Annotated in this window: 18 protein-coding genes; 14 read left to right on the forward strand and 4 right to left on the reverse strand. The window is 69.3% G+C overall.

Annotation, left to right across the window (positions count from 1 at the left end):
• Positions 1–24 precede the first annotated feature (24 nt).
• The gene (locus ON29_RS34465) at positions 25–630 is read right to left on the reverse strand and encodes a GNAT family N-acetyltransferase (protein ID WP_083863240.1); all 606 of its coding nucleotides are present in this window, start codon (positions 628–630) and stop codon (positions 25–27) included.
• Between the two features lie 3 nt (positions 631–633).
• Entirely contained in the window at positions 634–1,437 is an 804-nt protein-coding gene (locus ON29_RS04750) for a GntR family transcriptional regulator (RefSeq protein WP_083863244.1), read from the reverse strand.
• Positions 1,438–1,795: 358 nt separating this feature from the next.
• Between ON29_RS04750 and ON29_RS36860 the strand changes: the two genes are divergently transcribed.
• Positions 1,796–2,107, forward strand: a complete 312-nt coding sequence (locus tag ON29_RS36860) for a DUF4254 domain-containing protein (protein WP_245548824.1) — start codon at positions 1,796–1,798, stop codon at positions 2,105–2,107.
• A gap of 51 nt (positions 2,108–2,158) precedes the next feature.
• On the opposite strand, the gene ON29_RS37610 is transcribed toward ON29_RS36860, so the two are convergent.
• Complete coding sequence (locus tag ON29_RS37610; RefSeq protein WP_306307208.1) at positions 2,159–5,392, reverse strand: nucleotide-binding protein; 3,234 nt, start codon at positions 5,390–5,392, stop codon at positions 2,159–2,161.
• Between the two features lie 511 nt (positions 5,393–5,903).
• Between ON29_RS37610 and infA the strand changes: the two genes are divergently transcribed.
• From infA to truA, 8 genes are all read left to right on the forward strand, one after another.
• On the forward strand, positions 5,904–6,125 hold the full coding sequence (infA, locus tag ON29_RS04765) for a translation initiation factor IF-1 (protein WP_003418601.1): 222 nt from the start codon (positions 5,904–5,906) through the stop codon (positions 6,123–6,125).
• 149 nt (positions 6,126–6,274) lie between these two features.
• Positions 6,275–6,388: a 50S ribosomal protein L36 gene (gene rpmJ / locus ON29_RS04770; protein WP_011207363.1), complete on the forward strand. Its 114-nt coding sequence runs from the start codon at positions 6,275–6,277 to the stop codon at positions 6,386–6,388.
• Between the two features lie 247 nt (positions 6,389–6,635).
• Positions 6,636–7,007 (forward strand): 30S ribosomal protein S13, encoded by a 372-nt coding sequence (gene rpsM, locus ON29_RS04775; RefSeq protein ID WP_040864911.1) that lies wholly within the window; start codon positions 6,636–6,638, stop codon positions 7,005–7,007.
• Between the two features lie 9 nt (positions 7,008–7,016).
• Positions 7,017–7,430: a 30S ribosomal protein S11 gene (rpsK, locus tag ON29_RS04780; RefSeq protein ID WP_014349147.1), complete on the forward strand. Its 414-nt coding sequence runs from the start codon at positions 7,017–7,019 to the stop codon at positions 7,428–7,430.
• Between the two features lie 20 nt (positions 7,431–7,450).
• Positions 7,451–8,056 carry a 30S ribosomal protein S4 gene (gene rpsD / locus ON29_RS04785; RefSeq protein WP_040864912.1) on the forward strand — a complete coding sequence of 202 codons (606 nt, stop codon included), beginning with the start codon at positions 7,451–7,453 and terminating at the stop codon, positions 8,054–8,056.
• A 104-nt stretch (positions 8,057–8,160) separates the two neighbouring features.
• Entirely contained in the window at positions 8,161–9,219 is a 1,059-nt protein-coding gene (locus ON29_RS04790) for a DNA-directed RNA polymerase subunit alpha (protein WP_039796155.1), read from the forward strand.
• 128 nt (positions 9,220–9,347) lie between these two features.
• Positions 9,348–9,869, forward strand: a complete 522-nt coding sequence (gene rplQ, locus ON29_RS04795; RefSeq protein WP_040864913.1) for a 50S ribosomal protein L17 — start codon at positions 9,348–9,350, stop codon at positions 9,867–9,869.
• A gap of 146 nt (positions 9,870–10,015) precedes the next feature.
• Positions 10,016–10,831 carry a tRNA pseudouridine(38-40) synthase TruA gene (truA, locus tag ON29_RS04800; RefSeq protein WP_040864943.1) on the forward strand — a complete coding sequence of 272 codons (816 nt, stop codon included), beginning with the start codon at positions 10,016–10,018 and terminating at the stop codon, positions 10,829–10,831.
• Positions 10,832–10,882: 51 nt separating this feature from the next.
• Here truA and ON29_RS04805 read toward each other — a convergent pair whose 3' ends face one another.
• The gene (locus ON29_RS04805) at positions 10,883–11,395 is read right to left on the reverse strand and encodes an Hsp20/alpha crystallin family protein (RefSeq protein WP_051174880.1); all 513 of its coding nucleotides are present in this window, start codon (positions 11,393–11,395) and stop codon (positions 10,883–10,885) included.
• A gap of 173 nt (positions 11,396–11,568) precedes the next feature.
• Between ON29_RS04805 and ON29_RS04810 the strand changes: the two genes are divergently transcribed.
• From ON29_RS04810 to ON29_RS04830, 5 genes are all read left to right on the forward strand, one after another.
• Positions 11,569–12,402, forward strand: a complete 834-nt coding sequence (locus ON29_RS04810; protein WP_040864945.1) for an LLM class F420-dependent oxidoreductase — start codon at positions 11,569–11,571, stop codon at positions 12,400–12,402.
• A gap of 162 nt (positions 12,403–12,564) precedes the next feature.
• On the forward strand, positions 12,565–13,941 hold the full coding sequence (locus ON29_RS04815; RefSeq protein ID WP_040864914.1) for an MFS transporter: 1,377 nt from the start codon (positions 12,565–12,567) through the stop codon (positions 13,939–13,941).
• A 46-nt stretch (positions 13,942–13,987) separates the two neighbouring features.
• Positions 13,988–14,647, forward strand: coding sequence for a response regulator transcription factor (locus tag ON29_RS04820; RefSeq protein WP_040864915.1), 660 nt, complete (start codon positions 13,988–13,990; stop codon positions 14,645–14,647).
• A 28-nt stretch (positions 14,648–14,675) separates the two neighbouring features.
• The gene (locus tag ON29_RS04825; protein ID WP_040864916.1) at positions 14,676–16,097 is read left to right on the forward strand and encodes a sensor histidine kinase; all 1,422 of its coding nucleotides are present in this window, start codon (positions 14,676–14,678) and stop codon (positions 16,095–16,097) included.
• Positions 16,094–17,029 carry a TAXI family TRAP transporter solute-binding subunit gene (locus ON29_RS04830; RefSeq protein ID WP_245548825.1) on the forward strand — a complete coding sequence of 312 codons (936 nt, stop codon included), beginning with the start codon at positions 16,094–16,096 and terminating at the stop codon, positions 17,027–17,029. Before ON29_RS04825 ends, ON29_RS04830 begins: the two co-directional genes overlap by 4 nt.
• Positions 17,030–17,033: the final 4 nt, after the last annotated feature.

Below are 17,033 nucleotides of genomic sequence, written 5' to 3' on the forward strand. Positions count from 1 at the left end.
CGTGCCACAGCCCGCGCGCTCCGGTCAGTTGTTCGGCCGTGGTGTGCGCAGGAACGCCGAGGGCGCCGCATGCGCCACCGCCGAAACCGGCACGGGCAGTTCGTCGTCCCAGCTGTCGACCCGCCGTTCGAACAGCGCGCGAGAAGGTCCCACCGCGAGCGGCCCCGCGACGCGCACCAAGCGGAACCCCGCCGAGCGGTAGTAGTCGTGCAAGTCGGTGTTGGTGGTCCAGGCGTCCAGCCGGACCCACTCGCGTCGCTGGTGGCGGGCGAGCATTGCGGCATGGGCGAGCATCCGGTGACCGACCCGATGGCCCGCGAAGCGCAGGTCCACGATCATGAAATGGACGATCACCGCGCCGCCGAGTTCCCACCGCGACCACAGACCGGCATCGGCGCGGTCGTTGACCGTTATGGTTCCCGCGGGCTCGCCCGCGATCTCGGCGATCCAGGTCTCACCGGCGTCCAGCGAGCGTCCGACGGCGCGGGCGAAGATCTCGATGGGCAGGCCGCGTCCGGCGACCGTCCACTGGTCGGAGCCGCGCGCGGTGAGCCATGCCGTGCGCTGCACGCGCAGGCGGCAGATCATGCCGAGATCTCCTATTGTCGCCTGGCGCAGCACGATCGTCATGGGCTAGGCCGAACCGGACCCGGGCGGATTGGCCAGCGTGGTGCGGATGACCGCGGTGCCTTCGGCATCGCCGAGTTCGTAGGCGAGCCGATTGCCGGTGGCCAGCGAGCGATGCCGCGTGGCCCGGGTGACCCGCTCATGGGTGGCGCCGATACGTAGGTGGTCGAGCAGGATGGTGCCGGTGGCGACGCCGAGCACCAAGGCTTCCTCCGCACTGGCAGGCCGCGCGACGAGGGTGTCACGGTGCGCGGTCTCGGCATGCCCCCGGTCGGCGAGGCGGCGGGTGGTGCCCTCCGGAATGTCGTGCGGGGAGTCGATCCCGGTGGCCTCGGCCAGGTCCCGGGGATAGAAGCTGACCTCCCACGACCACGGTTCGTGGTCGAGGAACTGGACGACGGTCCTGGCCAGCACCCAGGACTCCGGTGGTATACCCAGCCAAGTCGCGACTTCGGGGCTCGCCGGCTCCATCTTCGCGCTGAACTCCTTCGACGGTTCCCGGCCCGCGGCCCGCGCGATCTCCTCGAAGATGTCGTGCGGTGTCTGCGGCCGGTCGGGACGGATAGAGTCGGTGACCACGGATTCCAGAACTTCTTGGTTTCGAACGATCGTCCCGCGGGAAGTAGCTGTATAGACCAGATTTTCGGTCACCAGCACCTGGATCGCGTTGCGGGCGGTGGTTATCGAGACCTGCATTTGATCGGCAAGCTCGGAATGACTGGGCAGTCGGTCACCCGGTTTCCACTTCGCTGCGCGGATCTCCTCGCGGAGGAGGTCTGCGATCCGGTGATACGTCGGACCGTCCGCCATCATGCTCCTCGGTTGGTCATGCAGGTAACGAAGTGTACTCTTCGTGACTCCCTACGGCCGGGTAACGCTTGACAGGTGCCTTCAGAGGTTTATTGTAATGAAGTCCTGATCCGGTGTTGTGCGGCGATGACGGCGAGGCAACGTGGCAGGTTCGGATACAACGGTCGTAATGGCCCTCCCCGGCACACCGAGGTGTGTCGATCCCTCGGTGCGCTCTCCGGCACCGGGATTGCTTCCCACGTCCGACCTATTGGTTCGGGCGTGTCGCGGGCATCGGGTAGTCGGTGGCCCGCTCCTGTGGTTCGCTCGTGATCTGGCAGTGCTACATGAGCGCCGCCTGGTCGGCCGCGGTGGATCGGTGGATACCGCCGTGGCGGTGATCCGCGAAATCGAGCGTCGCAGAGTCGAATTGGTGATGGCCATCGACGACTGGGTGATGCGCAGCGTGCCGCAGCATCGGCTCGGCGCCACGCTGCACACCGAAACGGTGGGCGCGGTGATCGATCGCCTCGCCGAGTCGTCGGTGCGCGCGCACCACGCGTTGATGACTCTGAACGCACACGACGAGCTGTTGCACAACGCATGGCATCATCTCGCCGAACTCGCGGACGCCTACGACGATCTGGTGCGCGACGTCATGGCGGGCAGGCGGCGTCTGCCCGAGTGGTGAGCGGCTGATCCGCTCGCCCTTCTTGCCCGCCGGGCCATGGCCCGGCGGGTGTCAGGGTTGGTAGCGGCGGTGATCGGTGGCGAAATCGTCCGCGACGGTCGCGGCCAGCTCGACGTAGGCCCGCTTGGTCTGCTTGTGCAGCCGGTGCAGATCGATTTCCGCGCCCTCGGACATATGCGGGTCGAACGGGATGATGTGCACCGCGCGGCACCGGGACAGGAAGTACTCCCGTAGCTGCTGGATACCGACATTCGGCGATCCGGCCCGCGGGGAGTTGATCACCACCACCGCGTTGCGCACCAAGTGGTCGTGGCCGTGCAGCGACAACCAGTCCAATGTCGCCGCGGCGCTGCGGGCTCCGTCGATGGCGGGCGAGGAGATCAGCACCAGCGAGTGCGCCAGGTCCAATACGCCTGCCATGGCCGAATGCATGAGTCCGGTACCGCAGTCGGTGAGGATGATGTTGTAGAACCGCTGCAGGATCCGGGCGACCGCACGGTACTCGTCTTCGCTGAACGCCTCCGACGCGGCCGGATCGCGTTCGCTGGCCAGCACTTCCAGCCGGCTCGTCGCCTGCGAGGTGTGCCTGCGCACATCCGAATAGCGCTGAATGGACGAATCGAGGAGCAGGTCGCGCACGGTGGACCTGGTTTGCAACGGCACCCGCTGCGACAGGGTGCCGAAGTCGGGATTGGCGTCCACCGCGATCACGCGGTCGCCCCGGATGGAGGCGAAGATGGAGCCGATACCCATTGTGGTGGTGGTCTTTCCGACCCCACCCTTGAGCGAGAGCACCGCGATCCGGTAGTCGCCGCGGACGGGCTGCCTGATCCGCGCGACCAATTCCTGGAGTCTGCGCTCCTCGGCGGACATGCCGGGGTTGATCGAGCCGCCGGATACGTGGTGCACCGCCTTGCGCCACCCCGATCCCGGCGCCTTCTTGGCCCGGCGCATCGGCACGTTGTCCAGCGAGGGCTGCTGGAACGGCGCGCCCGGCGGTTGCGCGTGCGGCTGCGGGTAACCCGGCGGCGTGCCCCACTGTCCGGGCTGCGGTACCGGTTGCCCAGCGGCCTGATGTTCGGGGTGATCTTGCGGAGGCGCGGAATGTGGGCCTACCAAACCCGATTCGGGTGCAGGGGCCGGTGCGGCGGCATTCCCCCACGGGGCGACAGGGGCCTGAGGTGGGAGACCCGGCGCCTGGCCACTCGCGAATTGCGTTGGCGGACCGGCATATACGTCGCTCGCCGCGTGCGGGGCGCCCGCGTGGTAGGCCGTATCCGGTTGATGCTGCGGAACCGGCTGGTGCTGCGGAACCGGCTGGTGGTCGACGTTCGGTGCGTGTTCCACCGGCGCCTGCGGAACCGCCGGGTCGTTGGACTCGGCGGACAGCCGGTGTCGCCCGCCACCGGCCACCGGGCGCGCCGACGCCGGACCTACTTCGGTCGCACTGGTCCAGTTCGAGGTCGAAGCGCCCGCATCCCCTTGGACGCGAGTCGTATTCGCCCACCCGGCCGCATCCGATTGCGTGGCGCTTTCCGGCGCAGGGGCGGAGACAGGCGCAGCGCCGATCGTGGCGGCCGTGCGTGGTGCGGGCGAAACCGAAGCTGCCCCACCTTGTTCGGCGTGTGGGCCGGTCGCGGACAGCGCGGGGGCGGGTCCCACAGCACCGTGCTCTGCGGGCCGCGGGTGCGATGCCGGTGCGGATTCGGCCGACGGACGGGATTCGTGCGCCGCGCTGTCGATCTGTGCCGCAGCGTCGTTCGGCGCGGGCGGGACACCGGGCCGGCCAGGACGGCCGGTCTGCTCCGATGCGGTGTGACCGAGCCAGGGTGGCGGGCCGTCCGTGCCGCGCGGCGACCGGTACTCCTCGTGTGCCGGAGCCGGTGCGGGCGCGCCGGACCCGCCGCTGTGCGGTTGCTGGTGCGGCGCGGGCGGATCGGGCAGCGGTGGAAGACGGCGTGGTGTGTCCGTCGCGGATGCCTCGGCCTCGGGCCGCGGCGCGGCGAGCCAGGGTGGCGGCCCATCCGGGTTTATCGCGGTAAGCCCGGGTGGCGCGGCCTGCGGTGCTTGCGCCGGAAGGTCACCTCGGAGCGTCTGGTGGACATCGATCGGGGGCGTGGCGTCGCTCGCGCCCGGTGTGGGGCCGGCCGATGCCGTCGGGTGCTGAACCGGTGACGTGCTCGGGATCGGCAGAGCAGCGGTGTCCTGGTCGTGCGCTCGCTCGGCCGGGCTTTGGCCGGCGGGTGCCGTCGCCGGGTCGGCGGTGGGCGGTGGCGTGGGCTGTGCGCTCGTCGGCGTCGACGAGTAACCGTTCTGCCATGCCATGTTGTCCGAGGCGGACGGGGACGCGGCGGGGTATCCCCCGTGTGGCGGCGGAGCGGATATATCGCTGCCCGTAGGAGCCGCGGGCTGGTTGCCGGTCGGCCACGTCTGAGCCGGGCCGGTCGGCGGGATGTCCCGCGACTCGCTACCCGGCTGAGGCGCATCGGCCGGTGGCACCGGCGTGGCGGAGGACTGGCCCGGTGGCGTCGACGCGGGCCACAGGCTCGGCCGCACCGCCGACAGCGCGGCGTCGAGCCGAGGGTTCCCGGTGGAGGGCCATCCGCCGTTCTGGGGACCGAGCGGAGGCCGGCCACCAGCGGCCTGGCCGGGCGCACTCTCGCCCCGCGATGGCCGGGCGTGCTCGTCGGCCGGCGCCGGACCGGGCCGCTCGTCGGCCGATCGGCGCGGCGGCGGTGGCGGCAGATCCGGCCTGCCGGCCTGCTGGTCGTTCGACCCGGCCGGGTTCGCGGCCCTGCTGCCCAGCGGCTGGAAACCGGGGGAAGGCTGTGAGGGATTGCGGGTGGGCAGACTGTGCTGCGGAGTGTTGTCGCGCTCGGGGATGTGGTCGGGCTGGGGCGGCGCCTGCCACGAGTTGTCCTGCGCCGGGGGTGTGCGGTCGTAGCCGGGGTGCTGCCAGGACTCGGGCGGGAGCTGAGCCGGCACGGGCTCGTCCGGGACCGGCGCGGGCGGGCGGCTCGCCTCGCTCTGCCGCTGTTCCTCGTCGGCGGCCCCCTCGTGCTTGTCGCGGCGCCAGCCCTTGCGGCGCTTCTCCGGGCGCGCGGCGTCCGGGCGGTCGGCCTCTGGCGCGCGGTTCTTGAAACGTCCGCGCCTGCGGCCTGGGGTTTCCTCGATGAGTTCTTCGTGCGGAAGGTTCTGTACCGGCGCTTCGTAGCCGCTGTGGCCGACCTCGCTCTCCGACAGCCAGGGCGGCAGCATGGGCAGGCCGTCGTTGCTACGGCTCACGACTGCGCCTCGCTGCCGCTCGGCGTGCCGACGACTCGCTCGCTGCGTTCACTCACGACTTCCCTCGCTGCCGCTCGGCTCGGTCGTGGCCAGGGGCGCTCTGCCGGTGACTCGCTCGCTACGCTTACTCACGGCCTCGCCTCCCTGCCGCTCGCTTCGACCCGGACCGAGGGCGCCTCCGCCGGTGGCTCGCTCGCTGCGCCGGCTCACGCATCCCCCTCGATCTGCTCGACCCAAATACCTGGACAGCGGCCAGTTTACGCGACAACCCGCCCCCGTCGCGGCACAGCGTGCGAGGCCCGCCAGTAGTGGGAAGACGGCTGCGAAACCCCAGGCGACACGGGTATACAGGGAGGCATTTTTGCCCGATCCGGAACGGATCGGTAAGCTGGAGCGGCGGTGCACCTACGCGCCGCCTGTTTGTGTGCGAGCGGTCCGCTCCGGCGGTCGATCCATCCGAGCAGACTCAGGCAAACAAACCAGGTTGAGCGTAACCGGGATCGCGGAGGACATGGCGAAGAAAGACGGGGCCATCGAGGTCGAGGGTCGAGTTGTCGAACCGCTGCCCAATGCGATGTTCCGGATCGAGCTCGAGAACGGGCACAAGGTTCTCGCGCACATCAGCGGGAAGATGCGGCAGCACTACATTCGCATCCTGCCCGAGGACCGCGTTGTCGTCGAGCTCTCGCCCTACGACCTGTCGCGCGGCCGGATCGTATACCGCTACAAGTGATCGCGCCCGGCGCGATCGGGTCGATACGAACCCGGCAGTCCCGGCGTGAGCCGGGGCCGAGTCGAAAGACTCGCTACAGAACTTCCCCAGTCGCCGACTGGGGAAAAACTGTGTTCACACCCCTGTGAACCACAACAGATTGGACGGACGTGAAGGTTCAGCCGAGCGTCAAGAAGATCTGCGAGAAGTGCAAGGTGATCCGCCGTCACGGCCGGGTCATGGTGATCTGCGACAACCTGCGCCACAAGCAGCGCCAGGGCTGAGCGGAGGCGAGGGAGACCTCGTCCCACCCGCCCGAGGCTTGCCGAAGGCGCCGCTCGACGCGACACCAGCCAAGCACCGAACCGCAGTTCGGATTGGCAAGAAGAACTCCCAGCACCAGCCGCACGCTGCGGATATCAGGGTTCGCCCTGGGCGTGTGCGCCTACCACCGGTTCGGAGGCCGGTGCCCCACCAAGACGAGGGGACGGACAGGGAGCAGACCTCCGCAACGATTAAGGAAGCTGCCAGATGGCACGTCTCATGGGCGTCGACCTCCCGCGCGAGAAGCGCATGGAGATCGCACTGACCTACATTTTCGGCATTGGCCGTACCCGCTCCAAGGAGATCCTCGACGCCACCGGCGTCAGCCCGGACCTGCGTTCGAAGGATCTCAGCGACGACGATCTGACGAAGCTGCGTGACTACATCGAGGCTTCGGAGTTCAAGGTCGAGGGTGACCTGCGCCGTGAGGTGCAGGCCGATATTCGCCGCAAGATCGAGATCGGCTGCTACCAGGGCCTGCGCCACCGTCGTGGCCTGCCCGTCCGTGGCCAGCGCACCAAGACCAACGCGCGCACCCGCAAGGGCCCGAAGCGCACCGTCGCCGGCAAGAAGAAGTAGGGATAACCGATGCCTCCGAAGTCCAGGGCCTCCGGCCCCAAGAAGACCCAGAAGTCGCGTCGCCGGGAAAAGAAGAACGTCCCGCACGGCCACGCGCACATCAAGAGCACGTTCAACAACACGATCGTGTCGATCACCGACCCGAGTGGCAACGTCATCTCCTGGGCGTCGTCCGGTCACGTCGGCTTCAAGGGTTCGCGCAAGTCGACCCCGTTCGCCGCGCAGCTCGCCGCCGAGAACGCCGCCCGCAAGGCGCAGGAGAACGGCGTCAAGAAGGTCGACGTGTTCGTCAAGGGCCCCGGTTCGGGCCGCGAGACCGCGATCCGCTCGCTGCAGGCCGCGGGCCTCGAGGTGGGCACGATCTCCGATGTCACCCCGCAGCCGCACAACGGCTGCCGTCCGCCCAAGCGGCGTCGCGTCTAGCGGGAAAGGAATAGCGAACAATGGCTCGTTACACAGGCCCTATCACCCGCAAGTCGCGTCGTCTGCGCGTCGACCTCGTCGGAGGCGACCAGGCGTTCGAGCGTCGTCCCTACCCGCCCGGCCAGCACGGCCGCGCGCGGATCAAGGAGAGCGAGTACCTGCTCCAGCTGCAGGAGAAGCAGAAGGCCCGCTTCTCCTACGGCGTCATGGAGAAGCAGTTCCGCCGGTACTACGAAGAGGCCAACCGCCTCAAGGGCAAGACCGGTGACAACCTGCTGCGTCTGCTCGAGACCCGGCTGGACAACGTCGTGTACCGCGCCGGTCTGGCGCGTACCCGCCGCCAGGCTCGCCAGCTGGTCTCGCACGGCCACTTCCTGGTGAACAACAAGAAGGTCGACGTTCCCAGCTTCCAGGTCACCCAGTACGACATCATCGATGTCAAGGAGAAGTCGCTGGGCACCCTGCCGTTCCAGGTGGCGCGCGAGACCGTCGGCGACCGCCCGGTGCCGGGCTGGTTGCAGGTGATCCCGGGTCGGCTGCGGATCCTGGTCCACCAGGTGCCGGAGCGCGCCCAGATCGATGTGCCGCTGCAGGAACAGCTGATCGTCGAGTACTACTCGAAGTAATCGGCACGTGCTGCTGGTGTGTGGTCGCCCGGACACGGGCGGCCACACACAACCCCTGAGACGAGGCGTCAAATAGCGGGCGCCCAAAAAGGAGGATGATCCTAATGCTGATTTCACAGCGTCCGACGCTGACCGAAGAGGTCGTCGCCGAGAACCGCTCGAAGTTCACCATCGAGCCGCTCGAGCCGGGCTTCGGTTACACCCTCGGCAACTCGCTGCGGCGTACCCTGCTGTCCTCGATTCCGGGGGCGGCGGTCACGAGCATCCGCATCGACGGTGTCCTGCACGAGTTCACCACCGTCCCGGGCGTGAAGGAAGATGTCACCGACATCATCCTGAACCTCAAGGGCCTGGTCGTGTCCTCGGAGGAGGACGAGCCGGTCACGATGTACGTGCGCAAGCAGGGTCCGGGCACCGTCACCGCCGGTGACATCGTCCCGCCCAGCGGCGTCGTGGTGCACAACCCGGACATGCACATCGCGACCCTGAACGACAAGGGCAAGCTGGAGATCGAGCTCGTCGTCGAGCGCGGTCGCGGCTACGTCCCCGCCGTGCAGAACAAGGCCTCCGGTGCGGAAATCGGCCGGATCCCGGTGGATTCGATCTACTCGCCGGTGCTCAAGGTGACCTACAAGGTCGAGGCCACTCGCGTCGAGCAGCGCACCGACTTCGACCGGCTCATCCTGGACGTGGAGACCAAGAACTCCATCAGCGCGCGGGACGCGCTCGCCTCGGCGGGCAAGACCCTGGTCGAGCTCTTCGGCCTGGCCCGTGAGCTGAACGTCGAAGCCGAGGGCATCGAGATCGGCCCCTCGCCGGCCGAGGCGGATCACATCGCCTCGTTCGGCCTGCCGATCGAGGACCTGGACCTCACCGTCCGGTCCTACAACTGCCTCAAGCGCGAGGGTGTGCACACCGTGGGCGAGCTGGTCGCCCGCACCGAGTCGGATCTGCTGGACATTCGCAACTTCGGCCAGAAGTCCATCGACGAGGTCAAGGTCAAGCTGCACGCGCTCGGCCTCTCGCTCAAGGACAGCCCGGCGTCGTTCGATCCGTCCAGCGTGGTCGGCTACGACGCGAGCACCGGCACGTGGAGCGACAGCGGCACGTTCAGTGACACCGATGGCGGCGAGCAGGACTACGCCGAGACCGAACAGCTCTAGGCCCCCGGGGTAGGCGCCCCGGCCCGGCCTCGTACCCGTGGCGTGAGCGACGCGCCCGGAAGCGGTAGCAGAGCGTAACCACGCAGGGCGCCGGGAGCGCCGCAAAAGACACACAGGAGAACACCACAATGCCCAAGCCCAAGAAGGGTGCCCGCTTCGGCGGGTCGGCGTCGCACCAGAAGGCGATCTTCGCCAATCTGGCGACGGCGCTCTTCGAGCACGGCCGGATCACCACCACCGAGGCCAAGGCCAAGGCCGTGCGCCCCTACGCGGAGAAGCTGATCACCAAGGCGAAGGGCGGCACTCTGGCCGACCGTCGCGAGGTGCTGAAGGTCATCCGCAACAAGAACGTCGTACACGAACTCTTCGCCGAGATCGGTCCGTCGTTCGAGGGACGCGAGGGTGGTTACACCCGCATCACCAAGACGCTGCCGCGTAAGGGTGACAACGCGCCGATGGCGGTCATCGAGCTGGTCCGGGAGAAGACCGTGACCAACGAGGCCGATCGCGCCCGTCGCGTCGCCGCGTCGAAGAAGGCGGAGGAGGCTCCGGCCGCCGAGGTCGTCGAGGAGGAGGCCGAGGAGGCCACCGCCGAGACCGCCGAGGCTCCGGCTGCCGAGGAAACCGCTGAGGACAAGAAGGACGCCTGACGCCGAGCGTTCGGAGTTCGCGCACGAGCCCGCCACCCGCACTGGGTCGGCGGGCTCGTTCGTTTCGACCGGAGGATCATGTGACCGTGGAGGAATCGGTGGGATCGAGTGCGGACCGGCCGCCCGAGGACGTGCCGGAAACCGGCATGTCGCGGGTCCGGCTGAGCATCGCTTACGACGGAACGGATTTCACCGGCTGGGCACGTCAGCCCGGTCTGCGCACCGTGCAGGGCGTGCTGGAGGACGCGCTGAGCAAGGTGTTCCGTGAGCCGATCCAGCTGACCGTGGCGGGGCGAACGGACGCGGGTGTGCACGCCGAGGGGCAGGTCGCGCACTTCGACACGTCCGGCGAACTGGACGCGGAGAAGCTGGTGCACCGAATGGCGCGATTCCTGCCGAAGGACGTGCGGATCACGGGGGCGCGCCCGGCCCCGCCCGAGTTCGACGCCCGGTTCTCCGCCATCCGCCGCCACTACGCCTATCGGCTGACCACCGCGCCGTACGGGGCGGAGCCGCTGCAGGCCCGCAGCGTGGTCGCTTGCCGATCCGGCGTCGATGTCGGGGCTATGCGGGAGGCTTCGCGAACACTGTTGGGGCTGCACGATTTCGCCGCGTTCTGCCGCCGCAGGGAGGGCGCGACGACGGTCCGGGAGTTGCAGCGCTTCGACTGGGTGCGCGACGGTGATCTGCTGGTCGCCTACGTCAGCGCCGACGCGTTCTGCTGGTCGATGGTGCGCAGCCTGGTCGGCGCGGTGCTCGCCGTCGGCGAGGGGCGGCGCACCGTGGAATGGGTCGCCGCGTTGCTGCGGGAGACGGAGCGCTCCAGCTCGGTCACCGTCGCGCCCGCGCACGGTTTGAGCCTGATCGCCGTCGACTACCCGGCCGACGGGGAACTCGCCGCCCGCAACGCGCAGACGCGGGAGATGCGGTCGGTCCCCGCGGCGGGTTGCTGCGGCGACTAGGAATGCGGGGCTGCCCGCACCCGTGCTCGGGTGCGGGCAGCGCGGCGGCGCTCACTTCGACGATTGCCTGTACTGCTGCTGAGACTGTCCCTGCTGCTCGGCCTGCGCCGGCTGTCCGGAACGGCCCGTTTGCGCTTCGATCGTCCTCGGTTCCTGGGACGCGCCGGAGATCTGGATTCGCCGCGGCTTCGCGCGCTCCGCGATCGGAATCGTCACCGAGAGCACACCGTTGTTGTACGTCGCGCTGATGTTCTCGACGTCGACGTTCTCACCCAGCGACACCTGGCGCATGAAGGTGCCCGCGAAGCGTTCCGAGGCGATCCACTGGACGCCTTCCTCGCTCGGCACGGTGCGTTGGGCCCGCAGGGTGAGCGTGCCGTTGTCGACACTGACGTCGATCGAGCCGGGATCGACGCCGGGCAGGTCCGCGTTCAGGACGTAATGATCTCCCGCCTTGAACAGATCCATCGGCATGAATCGCGGTGCGCGACCGGTTCCCGCGCTTTCGCCGAGCAACTGGCGGGCGACAGTGTCTATGTCATGAAACGGATCGAATCTCAGCACAGCGATCACCTCCATCTGGTTAGTGGTGACGCCTGCCACGGCGGCAAACGCCATAGCTGTGCAATAGCCACAGTAGCCCTCCTGAAGCGGGAGAGCATCAAGCCCGACGGATGCGCGACCGCGAGATCCGCCGGCCCGGAATAGCCGTCTCCGGGCACGTGTTGGCTCGGGACATGGCATTCGACAGTCTCGGACGGTTCGGAGTGTGGCGGGCGTTCAACGGGTTCGGCCCCGAGGACGCACGGGAATTGGAGCAGCTGGGCTACGGCGCGCTGTGGTTGGGGGCCTCGCCGCCCGCGGATCTGGCAGCCGTCGAACCGCTGCTGGAGGCGACCGAGACGATCACCGTGGCCACCAGCATCGTGAACATCTGGGCGTCGCCCGCGAAGGAGACGGCCGACTCCTTCCACCGGATCGAGGCGCGCTTCCCCGGCCGGTTCCTGCTCGGCATCGGCGCGGGACACCCCGAGCACACAGGCGAGTACCGCAAGCCGTACGACGCGCTGGTCGAATACCTGGACGACCTAGACGCCGCCGGAGTGCCCGCCGAACGGCGCGCGGTGGCCGCACTCGGCCCGCGGGTGCTGAAGCTGGCCGCCGAGCGGTCCTCGGGGCCGCTGCCGTACTTCGTACCCGCGGCGCACACCGCCAAGGCCCGCGAGATCGTCGGCCCGGACGCGCTGCTGGCCACCGAGCACAAGGTGGTGCTGACCGACGACACCCGAGCCGCGCACGCCGTCGCCGACGGGACCGTCGAGTTCTACCTGGGCCTGACCAACTACGCGTCGAACCTGCGCCGGTTCGGCTTCGCCGACGCCGACCTCGCCGTCCCGCCCGGTGATCGCGTGTTCGACGCCGTCATCGCGTACGGCACGCCGGAGCGGATAGCTGCCCGGCTGTCGGAGCATCTCGACGCCGGCGCCGACCATGTCGCGGTGCAGATCCTCGGCGACAACTACCTCCCCGCGCTGCGCACCCTCGCCCCGCTGCTGACCGCGAAAGCCTGAGCATCGGCTCGCCTCCGGCCCCGGCATCTTGCCGGGGCCGAGGTGTTTGCCGGCGATCGTCCTAAGGGACTGTTAGGAAGCATCGAGAGCCATTCCGCGAGCTTGTGACTGTCGCCACACTGATCTGCGACGACGTGATGAGGCGTCGGAGGAGGAGATCTTGTGACTACGACACAGCCCGTGAGTGAGCGCCGGGTGGTCGCGAACGTGCTACGCGGATCCATCGGAAACCTGGTCGAGTGGTACGACTGGTATGTCTACGCCGCGTTCAGCGTGTACTTCGCGAAGACGTTCTTCCCCAAGGACGATCCGACGGCACAGCTGTTGTCCACCGCCGCCGTGTTCGCGGTCGGCTTCCTGATGCGTCCGATCGGCGGTTGGGCACTGGGCCGGTACGCCGACCGGTTCGGCCGTCGTTCGGCGCTGACCCTGTCGGTGACCGTGATGGCGGCGGGTTCTCTGCTGATCGCGGTGACACCCGGCTACCAGACCATCGGTGTGGCCGCTCCGGCCCTGCTGCTGATCGCCCGGCTCCTGCAAGGTCTGTCGGTCGGCGGCGAATACGCCACCAGCGCGACGTATCTGTCCGAGGTGGCCTCGGCGGGCAGGCGCGGGTTCTACTCGAGTTTCCAGTACGTGACCCTGGTGGCAGGCCAGCTCGTCGCGCTCGGGGTGCAGATCGTGCTGCAACAATTCCTCGACGCCGACCGGATGAACGCCTGGGGCTGGCGGATTCCGTTCGTGATCGGCGCCGCCGGTGCGCTGATCGTGATGTGGCTGCGGCGCGGCATGGACGAGTCCGAGCAGTTCCGCGCCGAATCCGGGCAGGCGTCGCAGAAGAAGGCGACGGCCGCCGAAGCGGGGCAGTCACGTGGTTCGTTGCGGATCCTGTTGCAATACCCCCGCGAGTGTCTGCTGGTGGTCGGGTTGACGCTGGGCGGAACGGTCGCGTTCTACACGTATACGACCTACATGCAGAAGTTCATGATCAATACCTCCGGCATCTCCAAATCGACGGTGGCGTGGATCAACTTCATCGCGCTGCTGGTCTTCGTGGTGCTGCAACCGCTGGCGGGCGCGCTGTCGGACCGGGTGGGCAGGCGCAAACTGCTGATCTTCTTCGGCGTGGCGGGCACGCTGCTCACCGTGCCGATCATGACGGTGCTCGCGCACACCACCAATCCGGTCGCCGCGTGGGGCCTGATGATGGTCGCCCTGCTGATCATCACGGGATACACCTCGATCAACGCGATCGTGAAGGCCGAACTCTTCCCGACGAAGATCCGCGCGCTCGGTGTCGGGCTGCCCTACGCCCTCACCGTCGCCATCTTCGGCGGCACTGCGGAGACGATCGCGCTCGCGCTGAAGAAGGGCGGCCACGAGTCGCTGTACTTCTGGTACGTCGCGGGCTGCATCGCCATCTCGCTGATCACCTACTACTTCATGCGGGAGACCTCGGCCTCGTCGCAGATCGACGGCGAGTCCACCGGCGCCGCGGCGGCGGCGCCGCGACGGCGGATGGCCACCGTGCGTGACTGACCGTCCGGCGCACGCGCCGGTCCCCCCGCTGTGGGAGGATCGGCGCGTGCGGCTTGCGGTGGTCGAGGACGACGACGGCGTGGGAGACGCGCTGGTCGAGGCCTTGAACGCCCGCGGTTACCGCGCCGAACGCATGCGTCGCGGAGCGGATCTGCTGGTCGCGCACCGCGACTTCGACGCCGTGGTCCTCGACCTCGGACTGCCCGACGGCGACGGACTGCAGGTGTTGCGCAGACTGCGCGAAGTGAGTTCGGTTCCGGTGCTGATCCTCACCGCGCGCAGCGACGAACGTTCGATCGTGCGCGGCCTGCGCGGCGGCGCGGACGACTATCTGGTCAAGCCGCCGCGGATCGCGGAACTCGTCGCGCGGCTGGAGACGGTCACCAGGCGGGCGGCGGCCGCGGCGCGGCAGGCGCAATCGGTCGTTGTCACCGGTGACGTGCGGGTGGACCTGGGCGCTCGCGTGGTGGAGGTCGCCGGTGCGCCGGTGCCGTTGACCCAGAAGGAGTTCGAATTGGTCGAGGCGCTGGTGGAACGGCCGGGGGCCGCGGTGAGCCGCCAGCAGTTGATGGATCGCATCTGGGGTGACGCCTTCGTCGCGGTCTCGCGTTCCCTGGATGTGCACATGACCGGGCTGCGGGCGAAGCTCAACCGGCCCGGCCTGATCACCACCATCCGCGGATACGGGTATCGATGGGGACAGTGAGCGCGGTCCGGTGGGCCGGAGGTTTGCCATGCGGCGTCGCCTGCTCGTCGCGCTGACATTGTTCGCGGCCATCGCGGTGCTGGCGTTCGCGGTGCCGCTGTCGCTGACCGTCGCCACCAGCCGCACCCAGCAGCTGGTGCTGGCCCGGTCCGGGGACGCCGACCGCTTCGCCACCCTGGCCGACGACGCGGTCACCGCGGGAGACAGCCGCGCGCTGGTCGACGAGGTACTGCGCTACCACGAGCTGTACGGCGAGAACGTGCTGGTGGTCGACGCCAGGGGTGCGACGACGGTGAACGCGGGCGCCGACGTGAACGATCGCGACGTCGAAGCGGCGGTGGCGGCCGCCCGCCGCAACCAGCGCCCGCACGCGGCGGACAAGCTGACGCCGTGGGGCGCGCCGACCATGCTCGTCGCACGGCCGGTCGGCACCGGTGTGCAGGTGAACGGCGCCGTGGTGATCGAGGCGTCGACGGCGCGCGCCCGCGGTGACATCGCGCGGGCCTGGGCGGTGATCGTGCTCGGCGGCGTCGTCGCGATGGCGCTGTTCGTGCTGCTGGCGGTGACGATCGGCCGCTGGGTGCTGCGGCCGCTGGCGGCGCTGTCACAGGGTGTGGCGGAATTGACCGCGACGCTGCCCAAGCCGCGGGCGGGGACAATCGCTCCGGTGTCGATCGCGGGCCGCTACGGCGGGCCGCCCGAGATGCGCGCGCTGGTGGAGTCCTTCGACGCGATGGCTCTGGCGGTCGCCGATTCGGCGGACGCGCAGCGCCAACTGGTCGCCCACACCGCGCACGCGATGCGCAACCCGCTCGCCGCCCTGACCATCCGCCTGGATTCCCTGGAGCCCGCGATCCCGGCCGGTGCGGCGAGCACCTTCCGCGGCGCGGGCGCCGAGGTCGACCGGCTCACCGCGCTGCTCGACGGCCTGCTCAGCTTGGCCGTCGCCGAGACACCCGCGGCCTTCGACATGGCGCACACCGCCGAGGGCGACAACCACTGCGACGCCGTGCAGGTGGCGGCCGACCGATTCGACGCCTGGTGCTCGGCGTTCGAGGCGGCCGGCCAGCGACTGCGGGTGCCGCCCATGACCGAGCGCGCCGACGTCGCGGTCCCCGCCGACGTGCTCGCGCAGATGCTCGACGTACCGCTGAGCAACGCCACACGCTACGCGGGGGCGGGCGCGCACGTCGATCTCGTCGTCGCGACGGAGCCGGGCTGGGTCACCGTGACCGTCCGCGACGACGGCATCGGTGTTCCCCCCGACGAGATAGACAAGCTGACCACGCGTTTCTTCCGTGGTTCGTCCGCGGGGAGCGGTGGCTCGGGGCTGGGCCTGCCGATCGCCGCGGCGTTGGCGCAGGCGCGCGGTGGCGTTCTCACCGTCGTGGCGACGCGTCCGCACGGTCTCGCGGTGAGTGTGCGCTTGCCCGCGGCGGAGGCCCGGTGACCGGCCGCGAGCCGATCCGCCGGCGCGGCATCGATCGGCGCGGCTTCCTCGCGTTGGCTGTCGCCGCGGGTCTCGCAGGCTGCGCTCCGAGCGGCGGGGAAGCCACGGTGCGGCTGGCCTCGGGCGAGGTCGGCGGCTTCTATCACGCCTTCGCGGGGTTGCTCGGGCTGGCCGCCGAGAACATCGGAGACGTGCGGATCGAGCGGGTCGCCACCTCGGGCTCGCAGGCCAATCTGGCTTTGCTGGCGCGCGGCGAGGTCGATGCCGCACTAGCGCTCGCGGACTCGCTGCGAGACGACGCCGATCGGGTGTGCGCGCTGGGGCGGGTCTACGAGAACTACCTGCAGTTGGTCGTGCGCTCGGACAGCACGATCGGCTCGGTCGCGGACCTGCGTGGAACCCGGGTGAGCCTGGGTGCGGAAGGGTCGGGCGCGGCCCTGACCGGCGAGCGGATCCTGCGCGTCGCGGGGCTGGACCCGCATGCCGACGTTGAGATTTCGCACCGCCCCTTGACGGAGGCGGTGGCCGCCCTGACCGCAGGCGAGGCCGATGCGCTGTTGTGGGCGGGCGGCGTCCCGACCAGGCTGCTCGCGGTGCCGAGCCGGATGCGGCTGGTGGACATGGGCGAACTGGCCGCGCCGATGCGAGAGCTGTTCGGGCCGGTGTACGACCGGGTCGCGATTCCCGCGGACGCCTATCCGGGCGGTGTCTCGGTGCACACCATCGGGGTGGCCAATCTCTTGCTCGCCGCCCCCGCCATGCCCGAGGAAGTGGCCGCTTCGATCGTCGAACTGCTGGTATGGCACGCCGACGCGCTGGTGCCCACCGAAGCGGCGGGCACCCAGTTCCTCGACGGGCGCTCGCTGATCAGCACCGGCTCGATTCCGCTACATCCCGGCGCGGCCGCGGTCTACCGCCGCTGGCACGGCTAGCGAC

The organism is Nocardia exalbida NBRC 100660, from assembly GCF_000308575.1.
In the GTDB taxonomy this organism is placed as follows: domain Bacteria; phylum Actinomycetota; class Actinomycetes; order Mycobacteriales; family Mycobacteriaceae; genus Nocardia; species Nocardia exalbida.